The following is a 23,287-nucleotide window of genomic DNA, read 5'->3' as shown; positions in this document are numbered from 1 at the left end:
ACCTGTTCAGGCGCGCGCGCTGAAAACCTATGAGGCACTGTTGGCCGCTGCCGGCGCATTGTTGGTCGAGGTCGGCATCGAACGCATATCGACCAACCTCATCTGCGAACGCGCAGGCGCGACGCCGCCGGCCTTCTATCGCTATTTCGACGACAAATATGCCATCATCGCTGCGCTCGCCGAGCGGCTGATGCGCCGCCAGAACGAGGCGCTTGAGGCCTGGGTGGCCCGCTATGGCAGCACCGATCTGAAGACGATGGCGGATGCCACCATTGAATTGTTGCGCGTGATGCATTCGATCACCAGCGCGGAACCCGGTGCGCTGTGGATCATGCGCGCGCTGCACGCGGTGCCCAGCCTCACCCACATCCGGCTGTTCTCTCACGAATTCGTGACCGACCGGCTGACCGACCTCTACATGCCCCACCTTCCGCACGTCGATCGCGCGCTGGTGCGCCGCCGCACCCGGCTTTCCGTCGAGATTGCCTATTCGCTGGACGAGATGCTGAAGGAAGAGCCGCACGACGCAGAGGCGCTCTTTGCGGATGCGCATCATGTGTTCCGCGCGATGTTCGACTATCCGGATTATCGTGCACTGATGTAAACCTGCCACAGTGCGACATGTTTTTGACAGTCGACCGGAAGCGATGTGACGCATCCGCTGGGATCGGTTCGTGCCCGGAACAATTTCATCGTGCAAAAGTCTCACCTTGTGGCGGAACTTTGCGACCCCTGTTCCAGTTATCGCGACGCAAGCTGTTGATTCCTAATCTCTAAAGTGGGGTTTGCGTTAAAATGAAAACTGCCTTCCGCCCGATTTCCGGGCGCGCTTCCGCTCGTCTTCTGCTCAGCCTCGGCGCAGCCCTGATCGCGCTGCCGGGCGTCGCACACGCGCAGTCCGAATGCGGAACGCCCGATGCCGACGGCAATGTGACCTGCGGGACCGCGGGCAATCCCTATGCACAGGGCATCAATTATGTGCTGGCGACGGACGACCTCAACGTCACGCTTGAGCGTGACGTGCAGGTTCGCACGCGTGACGTCGCGACGGCGGGCGTCAACCTCAATGGCTTGGGATCGCTGACCCTCGCCGGCGAAGGCGCACGCGTCATCACCACCGGCGCAGGCAGCACTGGCGTGCTGGCGACCGCCGCCGACGATGTTGCGATCAACATCGACACCGTATCGACCAGCGGCACCGACGCGATCGGCATTCTTGCTGTCGGCAACGGCGTGAGCATCACCGCGCCGACGGTGACGACCACGGGTGCAGGCGCCTATGGTATCGCCGCACTTGGCGGCGAGAACGGCGTCGACGTCAACTTCACCAACGTGCAGACCCGCGGCGCCGACGCCTGGGGCGTGGCCGTGGCCAGCGCCGAAGGCGACATCCAGGTCACCGGCACCAACATCCTGGCGTCCGGCGCGAACAGCACCGCGCTGTCGGCCCTCTCCGGCAGCGGCAACATCTCGATCGTGTCCGACGGGATCATCCGCGCGACCGGCGCCGGCGGCACCGGCATCGTCGCGACCTCGACCACCGGTGATGTTTCGCTCAACCTCACCAACGTCATCACCGAGACGACCGACGACGCGGCAACCCTCACCAGCGGCAGCGCCATCATCGCCCAGGGCGCCAATGTATCGCTGGTCGCTACCGGCGGCATCCTGACCCGCGGCAGCGACGACGCAGCCGTCGTCACCGCGACCGCCGGCGATGCCGACGTCACCGTCAACGGCGTGCGCGCCTATGCCGATGGTTCGAGCGCGCTGGTCGTCAATGCGACCGGCAATGCCGCGGTCACCATCAACGGTGGCGTTGCGGCTGAAGGCGCCAATACCGACACCGTGGTGATCTCCGGCGACACGGCTTCGCTGACGGTCGGCGCCGATGGCGTTCTCGGGGCGCGACAGGGAAATGCGATCACCATCAGCTCGGTCGACGGCAGCACGATCGACAATGCCGGCCGCATTCCCAACATCGGTGAAGGCTATGCGATCGTCGCGCTGGGTGGCCCGGTCACGATCAACAACAGCGGCTCGCTGACCAGCGATCTGCTGCTGACCGGCGGCAACGACCGGATCAACAATTCGGGCGAGTTCCTGATGCGCACCGACGTCCAGTTCGGTGGCGGCAACGATCTGTTCGTCAACACCGGGCAGGTTCTGTTCGGCACCGGCACCCCCGGCGCCGTCCGCACGATGGTCGGGCTAGAGACGTTCGACAATCGCGGCCTGATCGAACTGCGCAACGGCACTGCCGGCGAAACCTTCGTCGTGCCGGGCAACTATGTCGGTTCGGGCAACAGCCGCATCGGCCTGGACATCGGGGCGACCAGCACCGACCAGCTCGTCATCGGCGGCGCCGCGACTGGCAACACCGTCGTGCTCGTCGACCTGCCGACGGGCAACGCCGCGACCTTCAACACCGGCACGACGCTGGTGCGCGCCGGCGCCGCTTCCGCTTCCGACGCCTTCGACCTGCAGGGCGGGTTCAGCGACGCCGGCCTGGTGCGCTACGAGATCGTCTACAATCCGCAGAACTTCTCCTACAGCCTGACCGGCGGGCCGAGCGACGCCGCCTACCGGACGCTCAACTATGTCGAGGGCGCCCGCAACCTGTGGCTGAAGTCGGCGGACGTCGTCTCGGGCCAGCTTCGCGCCCGTCGCGACGCGCTGTGGGCGTTCGGCGGTGGCGATCCTTCGGGCAAGTTCTGGCTGCAGATGCACGGCTCGGTGGAATCGCGTGACAGCGCCCGCGCGGTGAACGCGGTCGGCCAGGTGCGCAGCGTCAACATGGGCTTCCGCCAGGATTATTATGGCGGCCAGCTTGGCTTCGACATCAGCGGCGGCACCGGCGATCGTGGCGGCTTCGCGGTCGGCGTGACCGGCGGCTACATCAGCTCGAGCCAGAACTTCGCGGGCTCTGCCGACCGCATCGACTATGACGTCGTCAACGGCGGCGCCTATGCGAGCTTCACGTCGGGCAACTTCTTCGTCAACGCGCTTGGCAAATATGATTATTACTGGGCCAAGGCGACCAGCCCGCTGGGTGGTTTCCGCCACAAGGACAAGGGTGACAGCTACGGCGCCCGCGGCGAAGTCGGCATGCGCTTCGGCGGGGACAGCTTCTTCGTGGAGCCCGCGGCCAGCCTGTCCTGGGTGAAGACCTCGTTCGACGATTTCACGTCGCAGGGCATCGGCGTCAACTTCGACACGGACGACGGGCTGCGCGGTCGCGCCGGCGCGCGCATCGGCGGCCAGTTCGCGCTGGGCGAAGGGCCGGTGATGGCGTTCTATGCGGGCGGCAACTATGTCCACGAGTTCAAGGGCGAGGACCGCGTGATCCTGACCGGCGGTGGCCAGTCCTTCGACTTCACCAATCGTGCGATCGACGATTATGGCGAGGCCATCCTCGGCTTCACCATCGGCCAGACGCAGGGCGTCTCGGGCTTCATCGAGGGCAGCTATATCCGCTCGTTCAAGGACGGCGGACGGCGCACCGGGATCGAGGGTGCCGGCGGCCGCGCCGGGCTTCGGATCGCGTTCTGACACAGGATCCTGTCGTCAATTGACGAGAGGCCTGGAGGCCCTCCGGCGCAAGCCGGGGGGCCTCACGGCTTTCGATGCTGCAGAAAGAAGCGCAGCATCTCACGCGACGCGTCCGGCCCGGCCGGATCGGTATAGCTGCCGGCCGCATCGCCGCCGGACCAGGCGTGGCCGGCGCCCGCGAGCGTCCAGCGCTCGATCACCGTCCGTCCTTCGGCATCGCGGCTGAGGTCACGCCGATAGCGGCGGCCGGACGGACTGACGCCGGTTTCGTGTCGCACCTCCAGCGGTGTGCCGGCCGCCGCGGTGGCTGCGGCGACGATTTCGCCGGCGTTGACCTCATGCACCACCATGTCGCGGTCGCCATGGAAGCTGATCAGCGGCACGAAGGGCTGGCCGCCCGCCTTCATCCCGCCACCGCCGCGCTTCATCGCCATCAGCGCGCTCGGCAGATCGCGCGCGGCGCCGCAGGCAAGGCCCGAATGGATGCCGACCGCCGCGTAGAGGTCCGGATAAGTCGCCGCCATGATCGCCGCCGCGGCCCCACCGGCCGACAAGCCGGCGACATAGACGCGATCCGGATCGGCGCCCTCCTTCGCCAGTATCTCACGGGTAAGCCCGGCGATCAGCGCCGGCTCGCCGCGATCGCGCTGCTGGTCGCCGGGATTGAACCAGTTCCAGCATTTCTGCGCGTTCGCCGCCTGCGTCTGGCGCGGATAGGCGACGAGGAAACCCAGCTCGTCGGCAAGCGCATTCATGCCGGTGCCGGCGGCGAAATCCTCCGGAGACTGGGTGCAGCCGTGCAGCATCACCACCAACGGCATGCCCGCGGTGGCGCCCGCCGGACGATAGAGCCGGTAAGCAAGCACCCCGCTCCGCCCCTTGTGCAGCCGCTCCTCAAAGCTCGGCACGGCTTCGGGCTCGGCCGCGTGCCGGGGCGCAGGTTCGGTTTCGGGCGCGCGGGGCGGCGCATAGGAGACATGATGGGGTTCGAGATCGATCACGTCGCCCGCTTCCCCCGGCGGCGGGGCCGGCGCGGCGTGCGGTTCCGGCTGCGGCGCCTGCGGCATGGCCGGTCCCATGCCGATCGTCGAACGCAGCAGCACCGTCGCCTGGCCGATTCGGCCGGCGCGAACGAGGCGCAGCGCCTCAGCCATTGACGACTGGAACGCGGCCATCCCTTCCCCCTGCCGGCTCATGCGATGCGCTCCGCCAGCGCCGCCTTGACCGCAGGGCTGGCGTGAAATGCACCAAGCACCGTCAGCGATGCGATCGTGGCGCGGGCGAGTTCCGCCGACACGTCGGGCGCAATCGTCGCGAGACCGAGCACGCGGATCTCCAGCGTCTCGCCAGCGGCGCGCACCGCCTCCAGCCGCTCCCGCGAGAAATGGCTGATGCCGAGATCGAGCTGCTTGCGGACAACCGATTTTTCCGCGGCTTCGCGGTGACGCTCAAGCTGGTTGCGGATCGCGGTGCGGATGAAATCGGTGCGGTTCGAATAGAAGCCGTCGCGCACCAGCAGGTCGACATGGCCGAGGTCGACAAACCCCAGATTGATCGTGATCTTCTCACTGTCCGCCTTTGGGCGAAGCTCCTGTACCTGTCCCACGCACTGCTCCTTACCATCCGTGTGGATGGTATATGGATGTCAGGGCTCTCGGTTCAAGGCCTCTGTAAGCGGCAACCGCCGCCGGATTCAGGGATTCTGGCGCCGTTCCATTGTCATTAATCCGCCATCGCCTATCTTGACCGTTGAAGAGCGGAGATTCTGGCGTGAACGAAGACAAGGAACCGGAAACCAACCCCTGGATGAAGAGCCTGCTGATCTGGGTGGGCATCCTCGTTGCGCTGGCCCTGTTCGTATCGATGTTCGACCGGCCGACGCAGGGCGCGGGCAAGACGATCGCCTATTCCGAATTCCTCGCCAAGGTGGATGAGGGATCGGTCAAGCAGGTCGATATCTCCGAGGGTTCCGTCAGCGGCACGCTCTCGAACGGCGAGCAGTTCCGCACGCTCGCACCGAACGATCCGCAGCTGACCGAGCGTCTCTATGCCAAGAATGTGCGGTTCACCGCCAAGCCGGCCGAATCGCCGAGCTTCTGGCTGCTGCTGCTGTACCAGGCGCTGCCGTTCATCCTGATCCTGGGCATCGCCTTTTTCGTGATCCGGCAGATGCAGAAGGGCAGCGGCTCGGGAGCGATGGGCTTCGGCAAGAGCCGCGCCAAGATGCTCACCGAAAAGCATGGCCGCGTCACCTTCGACGACGTCGCCGGCATCGACGAGGCGCGCGAGGAATTGCAGGAAATCGTCGAGTTCCTGAAGGATCCGTCGAAGTTCGCGCGGCTGGGCGGCAAGATTCCGAAGGGTGCGCTGCTGGTCGGTTCGCCGGGTACCGGCAAGACCCTGCTCGCCCGCGCGATCGCGGGTGAAGCGAATGTGCCCTTCTTCACGATTTCGGGTTCGGACTTCGTCGAGATGTTCGTCGGCGTCGGTGCCAGCCGCGTCCGCGACATGTTCGAGCAGGCGAAGAAGAATGCGCCGTGCATCGTCTTCATCGACGAGATCGACGCGGTCGGCCGCAGCCGCGGCGCAGGCCTCGGCAACCAGAATGACGAGCGCGAGCAGACGCTGAACCAGCTGCTCGTCGAAATGGACGGCTTCGAGGCGAACGAAGGCATCATCATCATCGCGGCGACCAACCGCCCCGACGTGCTCGATCCCGCGCTGCTGCGCCCGGGCCGCTTCGACCGCCAGGTCGTGGTGCCGCGCCCGGACATCGAGGGCCGCATCAAGATCCTGCAGGTCCACATGAAGAAGGTGCCGCTGGCGCCGGACGTGGACGCCCGCGTGATCGCGCGCGGCACGCCGGGCTTCTCGGGCGCCGACCTCGCCAACCTCGTCAACGAGGCGGCGCTGCTGGCCGCGCGCCGCGGCAAGCGCCTCGTCGCGATGAGCGAGTTCGAGGCTGCGAAGGACAAGGTGCTGATGGGCGCCGAGCGCAAGTCGATGGTGATGACCGAGGATGAGAAGCGGATGACCGCCTATCACGAGGCCGGTCACGCGATCGTGGCGCTGCACGAGCCCGCTTCGGACCCGATCCACAAGGCGACGATCATCCCGCGCGGTCGCGCACTGGGCATGGTGATGCGCCTGCCGGAGCGCGACAGCTACAGCTATCATCGCGACAAGATGTACGCGAACCTGTCGGTGGCGATGGGCGGCCGCGTCGCCGAGGAAGTCATCTTCGGTTACGACAAGGTCTCCAGCGGCGCCTCGGGCGACATCCAGAGTGCGACCTCGCTGGCGCGCGACATGGTGACGCGCTGGGGCATGTCCGACGCGGTCGGCCCCGTGCAGTATAGCGATGATGACCAGAGCTATCTGGGCTATTCGATGGGCTCGCGGAACAGCATGTCCAACCAGACCGCGCAGCTCATTGATTCGGAGATCAAGCGCATCGTCGAGGGCGGCCTCGATCGCGCCAAGGAGATCCTGACCGAGCACATCGACGAACTGCACAAGCTCGCTATCGCGCTGCTCGAATATGAGACGCTGAGCGGTGACGAGATCAAGCGGATGCTGGCGGGCGAGGATATCGGTCGCGACAATCCCGGCGCCGCCGGCCCCGCGCTGGTCAAGCCGGCCGGCACCTCCATCCCCAAGACCCGCCGCCCCGGCGGCTGGGGCGATGCGAGGCCGCAGGGCGCCTGACGTTTCGGACAAGGTTGAAAAAGAACGGGCGGTGCCGAAAGGCGCCGCCCGTTTTCGTATGGGGGTGAGTGCGGGGAGCAGTTGGAGGTCGAAATATCCTCCCCGAGTTCTGCTCGGGGAGGAGATTTTCGATCACTCCCCCAGCAGCCTCCCCACCGGCTTGCCGTTCACGAACACCTGCTTCCGCTTGACCTCGCGCACCTCGATCCGGTCCGGCGCTGCCGTGCGAAGGGCCTCGCGGACGACCGCTGCGGGATCCTGGGAGTCCGCGGAGATGATGTTGTTCTGCAGCACCCACTTGCCGTCCGGGCTCCGCGTGACCGCCTGGGTGTTGGGCTGGCAATTCTCGCACTGGCTGCGGATCAGCACCGCCTGATCGTCTCCCGCGCGGTAGAGCAGGACGAACACGTCCTGATCGTCGACGCCGTATATGCCGCCGAACGCATCGAGCAGCCCCTCGGGCAGCGGCACCGGTGCGGGCACGACGCGCAGATGCTTGCGCAGCATCGCGCGGCTCGCCTGGTCCTGCTCGTCCTGCCTCAGATCATAGCGATTCTCCGACGCGAGCGCCTTCGCCGCGCGCTCCCGGATCACGGGCGGGTTGGGCGCCTTCGCCAGTTGGCGCAGCGCGGCGCGGCCGGGCTCGCCGAAATCGAACGCCAGCGCCGACCAACTGAATTCGCTGGGTGAGACCTTGCCCGCCTTGAGTCGTGCGACCTGGTCGCGCGTCGCCAGCAGGTTGAACGCGGCGAGCGGGGTCGAGAGGAACAGCGCCAGCCCGCACAGGCCGAAGGCGAGGTGCAGATTGGCGGGGCGCGCGAAGCCTGCCCAGAGCGCGCGCCCGCGCACCACCGCAACGAGATAGGCGACGCCATAGACCGTCGCGACGACCACGAAGGTCAGCGCCCACAGCCGTTCCGGCGTGAAGCCATATTGGCCGATGCGCGCGCCGGTAGAGACGGCGGCGATCAGCGCGAAGGGCAGCAGCACCACCGCGAGCGCGATCGCCGCCCAGCGCAAGGGCGGGAAACGCGATTCCTGATCCTCGCCATGGCCGATGACCGCATTGGTAAGGATCAGCGCGCCGATCACGCAGCCGAGCAGGATCGGCGTGGTCGAGCGCGTCGCCGCCCACAGCGGGGTGAGCCCGGTGAAGGGCAGGCTCAGCAGGAACAGCACCAGCCCGACGGCAAGCACCGGTGCCAGCACCGCGAGCACCGAGACGACGACACGCTCAAGCAACCCGACAACACGATCGCGCTCGCGCAGCAGGCCGGCGCCGCCGCCCAATGCGGTGCCGAGCAATGTGGACCAGAACCAGGACTTCTGGAGCGCTTCCTGGAGCAGATCGATGCCGATCAGGTCGAACAGCGCGGCGAGCAGGAAGGCGAGGAGGAAGACGATGCCGGCGAACAGCCACGCCGCGCACCAGATCACCACATTGGTCCAGGCATGGGCATGGACCTCGACATAGGGAAAGCGCCGCGCGCCCTGATCGCGCGCCGTCTGGAACAGGGGCGCGGCGATCGCCACTGCCAGCGCGACGCACACGCTTCGCCAGGTTTCCAGATCGCCCCATTTGTTGGTCGGCCCGTTCCAGTAGAGCACGAGGCCGACGACGAACCCAACCACCGCGATGAAGATCAGCGCCCAGCGCGCACGCAGCGGTTCATAGCAGAGCGCGAAGGCGGCGGCGGACGCGCCGATCGCGGCGGAGACCGCCACCCTGAGCGCCATCGCGTCGACCGATCGCGGCAGGCCATCCATCAGCATCCAGATCAGGAAACCGGCGAGCGCGCCGACCGCCGCCGTCACCCATGGCCGGATCGGCCAGCCTTCGCGTTGATCCCTGTCGTGCATTCGGATGCTCCTGCATGAATTGCCTTTGGGACTAGCAGCTTATCGGTTTTGCCAGGTGATCGCGGTCACCATGTCTTACCGATCCGGTGCATATCCTGTGCAGCGGTAGTGGCGATCGGGCTCCATCGCCGCGGCATAGTTTGCATGACGGGGCGGTTGACGGCTACGCACTTGCTCCAGGCGGCAATGTTGCTGCACTGCACAATGGAGAGGGGAATGGCCGCGCGCCGCTTCCTTTATGTCTTTGCGGGGTTGATCGTGCTCGCCATCGCCGGTCTCTTTGCCTATCGGCTGTTCGCGCCGCAATTGTTCCGCATGGCGTTCGTGCCGTCGGCGCCATTCGTCGAACAGATGCCGACACAGGCCGAGGCTTATGCCGATGCCGGGATGTGGCACGCTCGTCCGGGCATGGGCGCTGCCGATCCGGCGCAGTGGCTGCCGGAAGGGGTGGCACCGCGGACGGCCGACCGGGTCTCCATCTTCTTCATCCACCCCACCTCCTATCTCACCCGTGCGCAATGGAATGCGCCGCTGGACGATGCCGAATCGCAGAACCGCGCGAAGCTGTTCATTCGCAGCCAGGCGAGCGCGTTCAATCATCTGGGGCCGGTGTGGGCGCCCAAATATCGCCAGGCCGCTTTCGGCGCCTTCCTGACCGACCGGCCGGAGGCGCAGCGCGCGCTCGATGCCGCCTATCGCGACGTCGTGGCGGCGTTCGACCGCTTCCTCGCCGAGGCGCCGGCGAAGCAGCCGATCCTGCTGGCAGCGCACAGCCAGGGATCGCTGCACCTGACGCGGCTGCTGCGGGAGCGGGTGGCGGGCACGCCTCTCGCCCGGCGCGTGGTGGCCGCCTATGTCGTGGGTTGGCCGGTGTCGATGGCGGCGGACCTGCCGGCGATGGGGCTGCCCGCCTGCATGCGCGCCGATCAGTGGGGCTGCGTGCTTTCGTGGCAGAGCTTCGCCGAGCCGGCGGACCCGGCGATGGTCGTTGGCGCCTATGATGCCAGCGCTGGGTTCGACGGGCGCTCTCGCAAGGGCACGACGATGCTGTGCACCAATCCGCTGACCGGCGTGCCGGGCAGTTCGGCGCCGGCCACCGCCAATCTGGGCGCGCTGATCCCCAACAAGGATCTGAGCGACGCGACCTTGGAGAAAGCGACGATCCCGGCGCGCTGCGATCCGCGCGGCTTCCTGCTTATCGGGCCGCCGCCGGCCAGCATGGACAGCCCCTATGTGCTGCCCGGCAACAATTTCCACGTGTTCGACTATACGTTGTTCTGGTCCAACATCCGCGCCGACGCGGCGCGGCGGACCGCGGCCTATGAGGCCGCGCAGCCGCGCGGGATCGAAAAGCTGCTGCGCCGGCTGGGAGGCAAGGGATGATCGTCACCACTGCCGCGGCGATGCGCGAGGCGCTGCCGCTGGGCGGCCGGCTGATGGGGCTGGACGTCGGCACCAAGACGATCGGCGTTGCGCTGTGCGACGCGCAATGGATGATCGCGAGCCCGGCGGAACTGATCCGCCGTGCGAAGTTCAGCGCCGATCTGGCGAAGCTGACCGAGATCGTGGACAAGCAGGCGGTGGCCGGCATCGTCGTCGGCCTGCCGCTCAACCTCGACGGCAGCGAATCGCCGCGCACCCAGTCGATCCGCGCGTTCGCGCGCAACCTCGCGCCGCTCGGGCTGCCGGTGCTGCTGTGGGATGAGCGCTGGTCGACGCAGGCGGTGACGCGGACGCTGATCGAGGCCGATGCGAGCCGCGCGCGGCGGGCGGATCTGGTCGACAAGATGGCCGCCGGTTACATCCTCCAGGGGGCGATCGACGCGCTGGCGATGGGCAACTGAAACCGCGCGTTATCCCGCTTGGCGACGGCCAGAGGCTCGGCTAAGACCCCGCCATGCGCACGTCCCTGTTGAAGCCTGTTGCCGCCGCGGTGATCCTGTCATCCTTCGTCCCGCTGGCCGGCTGCGCACGCAACCGGGGCAAGGCCGATACCAGCTATGTCGCCCGCGACGTGGAGACGCTGTACAACGCGGCGAAGACCCGGCTCGACCGTGGCCAGTACAAGCTGGCCGCAGCCCTCTTCGACGAGGTGGAGCGCCAGCACCCCTATTCGCCCTGGGCACGCCGCGCGCAGCTGATGAGCGCATTCAGCTATTATCTCGCCCGCCAGTATAATGAGTCGATCTCTTCCGCGCAGCGCTTCCTGTCGATCCACCCGGGCAACAAGGATGCGCCCTACGCGCTTTATCTGATCGCGCTCGATTATTATGAGCAGATCGAGGATGTGACGCGCGACCAGAAGATCACCCAGCAGGCGCTGGGCGCGCTGGGCGAACTGATCCGCCGCTATCCCAATTCGCGCTATTCGGCCGACGCCCGGCTGAAGGTGGACCTCGTTCGCGATCACCTTGCGGGCAAGGAGATGGAGATCGGCCGCTTCTATCAGCGCCGTTCGCAGTGGCTGGCCGCTTCCGTGCGCTTCCGCGTGGTGATCGACCAGTATGACACCACCACCCACGCCCCCGAGGCGCTGATGCGGCTCACCGAAACCTATCTGGCGCTGGGCATCCCCGAGGAAGCCAAGAAGTCCGCGGCGGTGCTGGGGACGAACTATCCAGGCACCAAATGGTATCAGCGGGCGTATGAGCTGATCCAGAAGCACGGCGCCTGATTGCTGCGTCGGATGATTCCATCCGACACATTTCCGCACTAGACCCAAGGCGATGCTGACCGCCCTCGCCATTCGCGACGTCGTGCTGATCGAGGCGCTGGACCTCGAATTCGGTGCTGGCCTGACCGTGCTTACCGGTGAGACGGGCGCGGGCAAATCGATCCTGCTCGATGCGCTGGGGCTGGCGCTGGGCGGGCGCTCCGCGGCCGGGCTGGTCCGCCAGGGCGCGGCGCAGGCGGTGGTGACCGCCAGCTTCGAGTCGCCGGGCGCCGGCACCCCGCTCGCTGCGCTGCTCGCCGAGAACGGGCTCGAAGCGGATGCAGGCGAGCCGCTGATCGTCCGCCGCATCGTCAAGGCGGATGGCGGCAGCCGCGCTTATGTCAACGACCAGCCGGCCTCGGCGGGCATGTTGCGCGAGATCGGCCAACGGCTGATCGAGATCCATGGCCAGCATGACGATCGCGGGTTGCTCAACGCCCGCGGCCACCGCGCGCTGCTCGATGCGTTCGCGCGCAGCGATGCCGGCGCGGTCGAGGCGGCGTGGCAGCATTGGCGCGCCGCGGTCGATGCGCTGGAGGCCGCGCGTGCCGACGTCGCCAATGCCGAGGCAGATCGCGACTGGCTGGGCCATGCGATCGACGAGCTCGCCAAATTCGCGCCCGAGGATGGCGAGGAAGAAGCACTCGCCGCCGAGCGCACCGACATGCAGAAGGGCGCCCGCCTCTCCGACGATATGGAGACGGTGATGGCCGCCTTCACCGGATCGGACGGCGGCCTCGCCCAGTTGCGCCAGGCGGCGCGGCGGCTGGACCGGATCGCCCCCGAGCATCCTTTGCTCGCCGAGGCGCTGGAAGCGCTCGACCGCGCGGTGATCGAGGGATCCGAGGCGGAGGAGAAGCTGGCGCAGGCCGAGGACGCGCTGCGCTATGACCCCGCCCGGCTGGAGGCGGTGGAGACGCGGCTGTTCGAACTGCGCGCGCTCGCCCGCAAGCATCGCGTCGCCCCCGACGGCCTGTCCGACCTGCTGCGCGAGTTCCAGGCGCGCCACGCCCGCATCGAGGCGGGCAGTGAGGGGTTGGCGGTGCTGGAGAAGGATGCGAGCGCGAAACGCCGCGCCTATGAAGCGGCTGCCGATGCTCTGTCCAAGACGCGCCGCGCCGCCGCGAACCGGCTGGATGCCGCGGTCGCGAGCGAACTCAAGCCGCTCAAGCTCGACGCCGCGCGCTTCCGCACGGTTGCCGAGACGCTGCCGGAGAGCCACTGGGGGCCAGCCGGCAAGGATCGCGTGGAATTCGAGATCGCGACCAATCCCGGCGCGCCCTTCGGTGCGCTTGCCAAGATCGCCAGCGGCGGTGAGCTCAGCCGCTTCATCCTCGCGCTCAAGGTGGCGCTGGCGGAGGAAGGCGGCGCGGACACGATGATCTTCGACGAGATCGACCGCGGCGTCGGCGGCGCGGTCGCCTCGGCGATCGGCGAACGGCTCGCGCGGCTGTCGGACAAGGCGCAGCTGCTGGTGGTGACGCACAGCCCGCAGGTCGCGGCCCGGGGTGCCGGCCATCTGCTGATCGCCAAGCGCAGCGACGGCCTCGTTACCCGCACCAACGTCAACGCGCTCGACCCCGCCTCGCGGCGCGAGGAGATCGCGCGCATGCTCTCGGGCGCCGAGGTGACGGACGAGGCGCGCGCGCAGGCGACACGGCTGCTGCAGGCGGCCTGAGCGACAACAACAGGAGGAGGATGGCGATGGACGGACTTGAGCTGCGCTCGCGGATCGAGGCGGACGGACTGCTGGAAATCACGCTGGAGACGGTCGAAATCCCCGCCCCCGGCCCGCGCGAACTGGTCGTGCGCGTGCAGGCGGCACCGATCAACCCTTCGGACCTCGGGCTGCTGTTCGGCGCCGCCGACATGGCGACGATGCAGGCGGCGGGCACGCCCGATCGCCCGATCCTGCGGGCGCATGTGCCCGACGCGCGTGTCGAATCGATGGCGGGCCGCTGGGGACTGTCGATGCCGGTCGGCATTGAGGGCGCCGGCGAGGTGATCGATGCCGGCGCCGAGGTGGCGCATCTGGTGGGCCGCACCGTCGCGATGGCAGGCGGCGGGATGTACGCGCAATATCGCGTGGTGCCGGCCGACACCTGCCTGGTATTGCCGGAAGGCACCGATCCGGTCGACGGCGCGTCGAGCTACGTCAATCCGATGACCGCGCTCGGCATGGTGGAAACGATGCGACGCGAAGGGCATAGCGCGCTCGTCCACACCGCCGCCGCCTCCAACCTCGGCCAGATGCTGGTCAAGCTGTGCCAGGCCGATGGCGTGCCGCTGGTCAACATCGTCCGCAAGCCCGAACAGGAGGAACTGCTGCGCAGCCTCGGCGCGCAATATATCTGCGACAGCAGCAGCATCAATTTTCGCGACAAGCTCACCGAGGCGCTGGTGGCGACCGGCGCGACGATCGCCTTCGATGCGATCGGCGGCGGCCGGCTGGCGTCCGATATCCTGCATTGCATGGAAGTGGCGATCGGCCGGCGGCAGACCGGCGCCTACAGCCGCTACGGATCGGACGTGCGCAAGCAGGTCTATATGTATGGCATGCTCGACACGAGCCCGGTGACGATCAACCGCAGCTTCGGCTTCGGCTGGAGCGTCGGCGGCTGGCTGCTGATGCCGTTCCTGCAGTCGATCGGCAAAGAGGCGACGCAGGCGCTGCGCCAGCGCGTGGCGGACAATCTGACGACTATCTTCGCCAGTTCCTATGCGGGGCAGCTCTCGCTGCAGGAGGCGCTGCAACCCGCGCATGTCGCGGTCTATGGCCGCCGATCGACCGGCGAGAAGTATCTGATCGATCCGTCGAAAGGCTGAGGCAAGGCGGGGGTGCGAGCCGCCACGCCATGCTATGCTGATCGCGTGCGACGCACCCTCCCCTTCCGCTGGCTGCTGATCGCCGCATTGCTGCCGCTGGCGGCGTGCGGGCGCCTGCCCCATCCGCGCACCTTGGCCTGCGCGGCGGCGCCGCGCGCGCCGCTCACCGCGCTGCCCGGCGGCCGGATGAGCACGACGGTGGACGTGCTCACCTACAATATCGAGGGGCTGCCCTGGCCGGCGCGATCGGGACGCAGCGACAAGTTGAAGCGCATTGGCACGATCCTCGACGATCTGCGCCGCGCCGGCGAGGCGCCCGACATCATCTTGTTCCAGGAAGCCTTCTCGCACGCGGCGGCGCGCGCGGTGGAACGCAGCAACTATCCGGCGATCGCCCCGGGCCCGTCGCGCGTGCAACGCGCGCCGGTGCGCGCGGATACCGACCTGCCGGGCAAGCCGCGGCTGTTCAGGGGCGAAATCGGGCTGCGGCTGATGCATTCGGGGCTGGCGGTCGCCAGCCGCTATCCGATCGTCAAGCGCATCGCCGTCCCCTATTCGCGGCCGACCTGCGCGGGAATCGACTGCCTTGCCAACAAGGGCATCATGCTGGCGCGCGTCGTCATTCCCGGCGTGCCGGTGCCGCTGCAGATCGTCAACACGCACATGAACTCGCAGGGTGCCTCCGGCGTCTCGCCCGCGCGCCACCTCGCTGCGCACAATGCCGAGACCGCCGAACTCGGCATCTTCATGCGCCGCCACTGGGATCAATCGCTGCCGGTGATCTTCGGCGGCGATTTCAACATGCGCGACGCCCCCAAACGCTTCGCGCCCTTCTGGGATTCGCAGCGACTGGCACTGGTCCACCGCTTCTGCACCGATCCCGCCAACCGCTGCGACGTGCGGATGTCGTGGGACGGCGACGAGCCCTGGATGGACACGCAGGACCTCCAGCTCTTCGCCTCGGGCGCGCAGGTGACGGTGCGGCCGATCCGGGTGGAGGCGATGTTCGACGGCAGCGAGAGCAGCCCGATGCTCTCCGACCATGACGGATTCCGCGTGCTCTATCGCCTCGAATGGCGCGCAGAGACGCGGATGATGTCAGGATGCGAGCCGGCACATCCCGGCGCCGACGGCACACGCTGAATCCGCAACCTCAACTCCGCCCGTCTGGTTGATTGAATACCTTTATGCCACGATGCCGATGCGCGCATCGGCGGGGGCATTCGGATGAATACCGAAAACTATGTTCGCATGATGGAACGGTGGTCACAGATCGCGAAAGACTGCACGCAAGTCGCTGTTGCGGCGCTGGTCCTACCTGTCGTCTTCATCCGCACCGTCGTCGGCATAGAAGAGGGCAAGCCGATCATCGACGCACTCAATGGTTGGTTCTATGCCTCCTGGACGCTACTCGTGAGCGCGATCGCCATGGGGTTCCTGTATCAGATCAGCTCGGCGCGCCTGATCCAAGCGGCCCTGCTCGGCACGCCCGCCATGCCGCTTTATCCGGAATGGCAGTTCAGAATCATGTGCGCGTGCATCATATTCGGGATCATCCTGTTCGTGGTCGGCGTATTGCATCCAGCTGCCGCCTGACGCTTGTTCGCGACGCGAACTGCCGACTGACAACGATTTCCTACCCCGCCACCCGGTTCCGCCCGCCCGCCTTGGCGCTGTAGAGCGCTTGGTCGGCGATGCGGTAGAGGGATTCGAAATCGGCGTCGCGGTCGCCCGGGGCCATGCCGATACTCACCGTCAGGCGGCGGTTGCCGAGCAGGTCGGCGACGTCGAGCGTGCTGCAGCTACGCCGCATTTCCTCGGCGAACAGCCGCAGTTCGCCCAAACCGGTGGCGGGCAGTGCGATCACGAATTCCTCGCCGCCCAATCGCCCGGACAGATGACGGGACTGGCCATCCTCGCCCAGCCGTGCGGCGAGCCGGCACAGCACCTCGTCGCCCACATCATGGCCGAAGCCGTCGTTGATCGACTTGAAATGATCGACGTCGATCAGCAGCAATGAGATCGGCGTCGCCGAAGCCTTGCGCAGGGTTGCAAATCCTTGTGCGAAGCCGCGGCGGTTGAGCAGGCCGGTCAGCGGATCGCGGTTGGCGAGGTCGATCAGCATGCGTTCCGCGGCGCGCGCCGAATCGCGTTCCCAGCGGATCCGCGCCAGCCGCACGGTGGCCGCGATCGAGATCACCACGGTCTGCAGCGCCGAGGCGATCAGGATCGCGATCTGCGATCCGCCGCCCAGCACGTCGCCGAAATCGAAGAGGTGAACCATCGTCAGCGACAGGATCGGCAAGGTCCAGGAGACCGCGAAGTCGCGCGCCTCGCCCTGCCCGCGCCGCCAGCCGATCGCCACCAGCACGACCACCAGCAGCAGGTTGAGCAGCACCAGCGGATCGAGCAGCGCATCGACCAGTTCGAGCGGCCCTTCGCGCGCGAAGGCGAGCGGGAAGCCGAGCAGCAGCACGATCGTGGTATCCAACGCGAGCAGGCAGCGCAGCCAGCGCGGCGCCGCGGTGATGCTGAGCAAGGCCGCCATCGTCGCGGTGAACACCGCCACGCAGGCGAGCAGCGAGCAAATCTGCGACGCGAGTGTGCCCGCCACCTGCGGCACAGCGAGCAACGAAAGCTGCGACCAGAGCAGCCCCCACAACACCATGCACAGCGCCCAGCCGCCCTGCCAGACGAGATAGGCGCGGCGCATCGCGATCGCGAGCAGCAGGTTGTAGAGTGCGGCGAGCAGCAGCAAGGTCAGCGCACCGCCGACCAGCGCGGAGGCCGCCGCGGTCTCCTGCGCGGCGCCATCCCGATCGAGCAGCCGCGCGCGCAGCAGATTGTAGACCGAAAGCCGGTCGATCCGGATCGTCACGCTTGCCAGAGGCGCATCGCCCGCCGGTGCCGCAAAGGCGAGTTGGCCGCCGACACGCCAATAATCGCCATAATCGCCGCGCGTCACGGCATACCGCCGCACATGGCCGTCGCGATAGGCGAAGGCCACCTCCAGCCGATCGAACCGGCTCTGATGGATCAGCAGCGCGGCATCGCCCGCGGCGAAGCCCAGCGGTGCCGCGTCGGCGCGCAGCCACAGGCTTGCTTCCTGATATTTTTTCGGTTCGCCGCCGCAGCGATAGGAAGACGGCGGCGGCGGTGCGCTGCCGAGCGGCGTCACCGCGTGGCATAGCACCGGAACCAGGTTAACCTGGTTCACGCGTTCCGCCGACGCCGGCACCGAAACGATCCCGGATATCAGCGCGACCAGCAGAAAAACCAACCGGAACAACATCATGCTTCGCCACCACGCGGCATGTCGAATGCCGCCCCACGGGCGTGCGTTGGCAAAATTTTCGTCGATTGGCGAGTCGGCAGATGCTGCGCGGCGGCCGCCACTCAGCGGGTGCGCTCGAGGGTGGGGCGTCCGGCGGGCAAGGGCGTGAGACGCTGCGACGATGGCGGCCGGTTGCTTTCGATGACAAAGACGATGGCGGCGACCGCCACCGCAGCACCGATGAGGATGAGCAGCGCGACGCGCGCCGATCGCGCGGTGAAGCCGCGGCCCACGGGCATCGGCGGGCGGGCCATGTCCGTCGCTGCGGGTGCCGCCGACCGCATTGCGCGCATGGCAAGGGATGGCGCCTGGGCGATCGGTGCGTTCGCGGACGCCACACCCGCCGGCGCGACAATACGGCAGGTCGACGAAGCGAGGTCCAGCTCAAGCGTGGCACGGCCCGGCTGTGTGTAGCGGCGCAGGGCAAGCCGGACGGCGCCGCGGCGGGGAAAGCTGATCGCGGCGTCCCAGTCGTTTCCCCACAGATCGAGCAGAACCGCGTCATCGGCGACGCTGATGACACGCGGCGAGGCAACCCAGTGGGAGTTAGCCCACTCCGCTGCGGCGCACAGCACCACCATCGAACCATCTGGCGCGACGCGGCGATCGAGATACCTGCCCCGTCGCGTTTCGGCCTTTTCATGCGCGGCAGCGGCCGCAGCCGTCAGCCCGCGCAGTGGGTGCCACGCCTCGCGCTCGGCAAGGTCGCGGAACTGGCCGGTCGCAGGTTCGATCCGGAAGATCGTTTCATCCTCATGCATCTTGAGAACCAGCAGCAGAGCCCCGTCCGCCTGAGGCACGATCCGACTGCTGGTCCACGCATCGCCATCGAACAGCGGCGCACCATCGGCGGTTTCAAAAAGGCGCGCGACAGGCGCAACCGCATCATAGCGTCCGCCTGAGAAGGGGCCGAGATCGTGCTGGTAGCGCAGGCTGCCATCGGCCGAGCGTCCGGCCGCGGCATCCGCCGGCACGATCCAGCGATAGAAGCCCCACACCCCGTTGGACACTTCCGCCGCGGCGAAGGTGGTCGCCGTCCGCCCGTCCTCGACGCTGTGGATCGTGAAAAGATGCTGCTGGTCGGGATGGGCGGGATGCGGCAGCCAGCATTGCCCCTCCGGTGCGTCATGCCAGCGAAGTGCCCAGATATCGAGCCCATCGATCGTCAAGCCATCGCGCTCGGTGCCGACATGCACGGGTTGCCAGCCCCAGGGCGCCTGCGTTGTCGGATCGCTCGTCATGTGGACCAGGCGTTGCCCTCCGGCCGGCATCGCTGCGACGGATGCTCGTTCTACCAGCGATAGCAAGCCACAGGCGCGCAGGCCATCACCCCTTGGCGGCGTGTGCGCGGCAGACTATCGACCGCGCGTCAGGGAGTATCGATGAGCATCACCTATCTCGCCATCCTCACCTATGTCCGCCCGGTGGAGGAACTGGACGCGCATCTCGAAGGCCATCGCGACTGGCTGAAGCAGGGCATCGCCGCCGGCACGATCCTCGCCGCCGGCCGCCGCGTGCCCCGCACCGGCGGCGTCATCTTCGCTCGCGGCGAAAGTCTGGAAGCGGTTCAGGCGCTGATGGCGGCCGATCCCTTTCACCAGCACGGCCTGGCGACGGTGGAGATCATTCCGTTCGAGGCAACGCTTGCAGCGGATACACTGCAGGGGCTGCTGTAAAGACCCAGCTTGCCCGCCCCGCAAAAAACGCGGGGCGGGCAAGAGTCTCTCCTCAATCGTCGCGCAGCAAGCGATTGACGCGCATTCTGAGGTCGTCGATCGCGAACGGCTTGGTCAGCACTTCCATGCCATGTTCAATATGGCCGTGGTTGAGCACCGCATTCTCGGCATAGCCGGTGATGAACAATATCTTGAGGCCGGGCCGCTCGGCGCGCGCCTGTTCCACCACCTGTCGGCCGTTCATGCCGCCGGGCAGGCCGACATCGGTGATCAGCATGTCGATGCGGTCCGCCGCGCGCAGCATCGCCAGCCCTTCCGCCCCATCCGACGCCTCGGCACAGGCGTGGCCCATCTCGGTGAGCGCATCCGCCACCAGCATACGTACGGTGGGCTCGTCGTCGATCACCAGCACGGCCTTGCCCGCGGCCGACTTCAGCGGCGTCAGCCGTGCCGCGACATCCTCGACCTCGGTCACGTCGCCCAGGTGGCGCGGCAGATAGAGGCACACCATCGTGCCCTGCCCGACCTCAGAATAGATGCGCACCTGGCCATGGCTCTGGCGGACGAAGCCATAGACCATCGACAAACCGAGGCCCGTGCCCTCACCCTGGGGTTTGGTGGTGAAGAAGGGGTCGAACACCCGCGCCAATGTCTCGCGATCGATGCCGGTGCCGGTGTCGCTGACGCACACCGTGACATATTGACCGGGTTCCAGCCCGCGCTCGATCGCGGTGCGATGATCGATCCACTTGTTGGCGGTCTCGATCATGATGCGGCCGCCGCCCGGCATCGCGTCGCGCGCGTTGATGCACAGATTGAGGATCGCGTTTTCAAGTTGGTTGGGGTCGACCAATGTCGGCCAAAGCCCCGCTGCCGCGACCGTCTCGACGTCGATCGACGGGCCGACAGTGCGGCGGATCAGTTCCACCAGATCGCCGACAAGCCGGTTGATGATGATCGGGGTGGGCGACAGCGTCTGCCGCCGCGCGAAGGCGAGCAGCCGGTGGGTGAGCGCCGCCGCCCGTCGCGTCGCGCCCTGGCCGGCGGCAAGATATTTGTCGAGTTCGCGGACCCGGCCCTGCGCCAGCCGTACGCCGATCATCTCGAACGCGCCCGAAATGCCAGCGAGCAGATTGTTGAAGTCGTGCGCGAGGCCGCCGGTCAACTGCCCGACCGCCTCCATCTTCTGCGCCTGGCGCAGCACCTCTTCCATCTGCGCGAGCCGGGATTGCTCCTCCAGCCGCTCGGTCACGTCGTGCGCGAATTGATAGGCGCCGATCAGCCGGCCCTCAGCGTCGCGCATAGGGTTGAAGCGCAGTTCATAATGACGCCGGCCGCCCGCCGGATCGTCATAGCCGGTGACGTCCACAAAGGCCTCGCCCGCCAGTGCGCGGGCCCAGTGCGCGCGCACCTGTTCGCGCACCGCAGCCGTCGGCAGCGCATCGAACAGGCTGTCTCCCACGCGCGGCCGCACGCCGAACATCCGCTCGAGCTCGTCCGAGGCGGCGCCGTTGATCGCCAGCCAGCGCCCCTCGCGGTCGAGCACCTGCACGTAGGCATCGGTGCTTTCGATGATGTCGGCGAACAACTTGCGCTCGGCGAGCGCATCGGCGACGCGCGCCTCCAACGTGGCGTTGGATTGTACGAGCGCCAGTTCGGCCTGGCGCCGCGCCGTGACATCCTGAAACAGCACCGCCACCTGCTTTCGGCTGGGCGGCTCGATGCGGAAGGCGGACAAGGAGAGATAGCGGCCGGTCGCCTCCAACTCGCGTTCGAAGCGGATCGGCTCCCCGCTGCGCAGCACACCGCCATAGCGCGCCACCCAATCCTCCGCCTCGTCCCCCACCATTTCGCGCAGCTTCTGGCCGACGACATTGGGGATGCCCGCGTTCAGCGCATAGGCGGCGTTGGCCTCGACATGGATATAGTCGCTCAAGGGGCCGTGCGGACCATCGAAGAACTCGATGACGCAGAAGCCCTCATCCATGCTTTCGAACAAGGTGCGGTAGCGCGCGTCCTGCGCGTTGCGCTCACGCGCCGCCAGCCGGAGTTCGAGCTGGTTCATCAACTGGCGGGCAAGCACCCTGAGTGCCTGCACCTGCACGGCGCCGAGATCGCGCGGCACCGTATCGAGCACGCACAAGGTGCCGATCGGCAGGCCATCTGCGGTCTTGAGCAGTGCGCCCGCATAGAAGCGCAGCCCCGGGGCGCCGGTCACCAGCGGATTCATCGCGAAGCGGGCATCCAGTGCCGTATCCGGCACAAGCAGGAAATCTTCCTCGCGGATGGCATGGGCGCAGATCGAGGTTTCGAACGGCATCTCGCGTACGCCGAGCCCGACCTCGGCCTTGAAGAATTGCCGGCGATCGCCGACGAGATTGATGATCGCGATCGGCGCCGCGCACAGATCCGCGGCAAGCCGCGCGACCTCGTCGAACTCGGGCTCGGGCGCGGTATCGAGGATCTCGTACCGTTCCAGCGCAGCGAGCCGCGCGCTTTCGCGCGGATCGCTGACGGGCTGCGGGTCGGTCATTCCGGTCGTACTGGTCATCGCCTCAGACTGCCTGCCCCCGGTTGGCTGCCTATCAGGTGCCTGCGGCGAACGCTACAGAATGCGACGGATGCACAAGGACTTGTCCGGAATCGCCAGTCCCTCGGTTGGGCTCGCCGGTCAGCCGCATGGTACGGCGCGAGATAGCCACAGGGGCGGCGGGGCGCATCCATCTGCGGGAACGCCCCGCTCTCGGCACGGCCCGCTGCGGCGCCCTGTCATTCCCGCGCGCGCAGAAGGTTGGCGACGGCGGCGGCTGCCGCCTGCGCCGCCGCATCGGGCGATGCGCCGCGCAGCCATGCGCCGAGGAAGCGCCCGGCGAAACTGTCTCCCGCCCCTGTCGCATCGCCGCTTTCGACCGCAGTGATCGCGACGCTGTGCGTGCCCGCGTCGTCGGCAATGCGGATGGGACGCATGCCATCTGTCTCGACGCGGATCTGACCGGCCCGCCGCGCCGCGCCGAGGAAGCCGCGTTCGCCGGCATTGGCGAACACCAGATCGGCGCGCGCCGCCAGCCGCGCCGCAAGCACTGGTGGGAAGCAGGCCGGGTCCGCCTTGACGATCCATGCAAGCCGCTGGTGCGGCGCCAGCCGGTCGAGCAGCGAGGCGGTGATCGCGGGCTCCCCTGCCGCGACGACGACGAGCGACGCCCCCGTCAGCGCCGCAACCTGCGCGGCACTCAGCGTTTCCGCCGGGCTGCCGGGATCGAGGAAGCAGCGATAGCTGCCATCGTCATGATGGATGAGCAGGCAGGCGGTGCTGCGTCCGCCGGCGATGGTGGCGATGCCGTCCGCCGCCAGCCCCGCCATTGCGCAGGCGCTGCGATAGGCTGCGGCGTGGAGATCCTCCCCCACCGTCACCAGCGGCGTGGTGACGACGCCCATCGCGGCGAGCTGCGCGCCGGCATAGAGCGGCGCCCCGCCTGCGCGCGGCCAGGCGCCCGGCACCAGCCGTGCCGCGCTCGTTCCGCGCGCCGCGGGTTCGCCGCCGGCGGCCACGACATAGTCCAGTGTCGCATAGCCGCTCACCACCGCCTCGATCATTACGCGCCCTCTGCCAAAGCCCTT

18 protein-coding genes are annotated in these 23,287 nt (G+C 67.5%); 11 read left to right on the top strand and 7 right to left on the bottom strand.

Annotated elements, in window-relative coordinates:
- Positions 1–40 precede the first annotated feature (40 nt).
- A complete protein-coding gene (locus FHS96_RS15900) occupies positions 41–604 on the top strand; it encodes a TetR/AcrR family transcriptional regulator (RefSeq protein WP_429593499.1) in 564 nt (187 codons plus the stop codon).
- A gap of 191 nt (positions 605–795) precedes the next feature.
- Positions 796–3,552 (top strand): autotransporter outer membrane beta-barrel domain-containing protein, encoded by a 2,757-nt coding sequence (locus FHS96_RS15895; RefSeq protein WP_429593497.1) that lies wholly within the window; start codon positions 796–798, stop codon positions 3,550–3,552.
- Positions 3,553–3,614: 62 nt separating this feature from the next.
- Here FHS96_RS15895 and FHS96_RS15890 read toward each other — a convergent pair whose 3' ends face one another.
- Complete coding sequence (locus FHS96_RS15890; protein WP_429593494.1) at positions 3,615–4,748, bottom strand: extracellular catalytic domain type 1 short-chain-length polyhydroxyalkanoate depolymerase; 1,134 nt, start codon at positions 4,746–4,748, stop codon at positions 3,615–3,617.
- Positions 4,745–5,158 (bottom strand): hypothetical protein, encoded by a 414-nt coding sequence (locus tag FHS96_RS15885; RefSeq protein WP_429593492.1) that lies wholly within the window; start codon positions 5,156–5,158, stop codon positions 4,745–4,747. Before FHS96_RS15885 ends, FHS96_RS15890 begins: the two co-directional genes overlap by 4 nt.
- 200 nt (positions 5,159–5,358) lie before the next feature.
- Between FHS96_RS15885 and ftsH the strand changes: the two genes are divergently transcribed.
- Positions 5,359–7,260 (top strand): ATP-dependent zinc metalloprotease FtsH, encoded by a 1,902-nt coding sequence (gene ftsH / locus FHS96_RS15880; protein ID WP_429594104.1) that lies wholly within the window; start codon positions 5,359–5,361, stop codon positions 7,258–7,260.
- Between the two features lie 132 nt (positions 7,261–7,392).
- On the opposite strand, the gene FHS96_RS15875 is transcribed toward ftsH, so the two are convergent.
- Positions 7,393–9,120, bottom strand: a complete 1,728-nt coding sequence (locus tag FHS96_RS15875) for a DUF4153 domain-containing protein (RefSeq protein WP_429593489.1) — start codon at positions 9,118–9,120, stop codon at positions 7,393–7,395.
- A gap of 216 nt (positions 9,121–9,336) precedes the next feature.
- Between FHS96_RS15875 and FHS96_RS15870 the strand changes: the two genes are divergently transcribed.
- From FHS96_RS15870 to FHS96_RS15840, 7 genes are all read left to right on the top strand, one after another.
- Positions 9,337–10,503: a DUF3089 domain-containing protein gene (locus FHS96_RS15870; protein WP_429593486.1), complete on the top strand. Its 1,167-nt coding sequence runs from the start codon at positions 9,337–9,339 to the stop codon at positions 10,501–10,503.
- On the top strand, positions 10,500–10,964 hold the full coding sequence (ruvX, locus tag FHS96_RS15865; protein ID WP_429593483.1) for a Holliday junction resolvase RuvX: 465 nt from the start codon (positions 10,500–10,502) through the stop codon (positions 10,962–10,964). Before FHS96_RS15870 ends, ruvX begins: the two co-directional genes overlap by 4 nt.
- 53 nt (positions 10,965–11,017) lie before the next feature.
- The gene (locus FHS96_RS15860; protein ID WP_429593480.1) at positions 11,018–11,794 is read left to right on the top strand and encodes an outer membrane protein assembly factor BamD; all 777 of its coding nucleotides are present in this window, start codon (positions 11,018–11,020) and stop codon (positions 11,792–11,794) included.
- Positions 11,795–11,846: 52 nt separating this feature from the next.
- Positions 11,847–13,511 (top strand): DNA repair protein RecN, encoded by a 1,665-nt coding sequence (recN, locus tag FHS96_RS15855; RefSeq protein ID WP_429593477.1) that lies wholly within the window; start codon positions 11,847–11,849, stop codon positions 13,509–13,511.
- 26 nt (positions 13,512–13,537) lie between these two features.
- The gene (locus FHS96_RS15850; RefSeq protein WP_429593474.1) at positions 13,538–14,659 is read left to right on the top strand and encodes a zinc-binding dehydrogenase; all 1,122 of its coding nucleotides are present in this window, start codon (positions 13,538–13,540) and stop codon (positions 14,657–14,659) included.
- Between the two features lie 45 nt (positions 14,660–14,704).
- The gene (locus tag FHS96_RS15845) at positions 14,705–15,802 is read left to right on the top strand and encodes an endonuclease/exonuclease/phosphatase family protein (RefSeq protein ID WP_429593471.1); all 1,098 of its coding nucleotides are present in this window, start codon (positions 14,705–14,707) and stop codon (positions 15,800–15,802) included.
- An 84-nt stretch (positions 15,803–15,886) separates the two neighbouring features.
- Positions 15,887–16,255: a hypothetical protein gene (locus FHS96_RS15840; protein ID WP_429593468.1), complete on the top strand. Its 369-nt coding sequence runs from the start codon at positions 15,887–15,889 to the stop codon at positions 16,253–16,255.
- 40 nt (positions 16,256–16,295) lie between these two features.
- Here the strand turns inward: FHS96_RS15840 and FHS96_RS15835 are convergent, their stop codons facing one another.
- Positions 16,296–17,951, bottom strand: a complete 1,656-nt coding sequence (locus FHS96_RS15835; RefSeq protein WP_429593465.1) for a GGDEF domain-containing protein — start codon at positions 17,949–17,951, stop codon at positions 16,296–16,298.
- Positions 17,952–18,055: 104 nt separating this feature from the next.
- A complete protein-coding gene (locus FHS96_RS15830) occupies positions 18,056–19,234 on the bottom strand; it encodes a hypothetical protein (protein WP_429593462.1) in 1,179 nt (392 codons plus the stop codon).
- Positions 19,235–19,375: 141 nt separating this feature from the next.
- Here FHS96_RS15830 and FHS96_RS15825 point away from each other — a divergent pair, with 141 nt between their 5' ends.
- Positions 19,376–19,669: a YciI family protein gene (locus FHS96_RS15825; protein WP_429593459.1), complete on the top strand. Its 294-nt coding sequence runs from the start codon at positions 19,376–19,378 to the stop codon at positions 19,667–19,669.
- Positions 19,670–19,721: 52 nt separating this feature from the next.
- On the opposite strand, the gene FHS96_RS15820 is transcribed toward FHS96_RS15825, so the two are convergent.
- Both FHS96_RS15820 and FHS96_RS15815 read right to left on the bottom strand, forming a co-directional pair.
- Positions 19,722–22,220, bottom strand: coding sequence for a PAS domain-containing protein (locus tag FHS96_RS15820; protein ID WP_429593456.1), 2,499 nt, complete (start codon positions 22,218–22,220; stop codon positions 19,722–19,724).
- 218 nt (positions 22,221–22,438) lie between these two features.
- The gene (locus tag FHS96_RS15815) at positions 22,439–23,263 is read right to left on the bottom strand and encodes a carbohydrate kinase family protein (RefSeq protein ID WP_429593453.1); all 825 of its coding nucleotides are present in this window, start codon (positions 23,261–23,263) and stop codon (positions 22,439–22,441) included.
- Positions 23,264–23,287: the final 24 nt, after the last annotated feature.

Source organism: Sphingomonas zeicaulis (assembly GCF_050433225.1).
GTDB classification, from domain to species: Bacteria; Pseudomonadota; Alphaproteobacteria; order Sphingomonadales; family Sphingomonadaceae; genus Sphingomonas_D; species Sphingomonas_D zeicaulis.
Note: the sequence above shows the minus strand (reverse complement) of the source record. Positions and strands in the feature narration are given on the sequence as shown.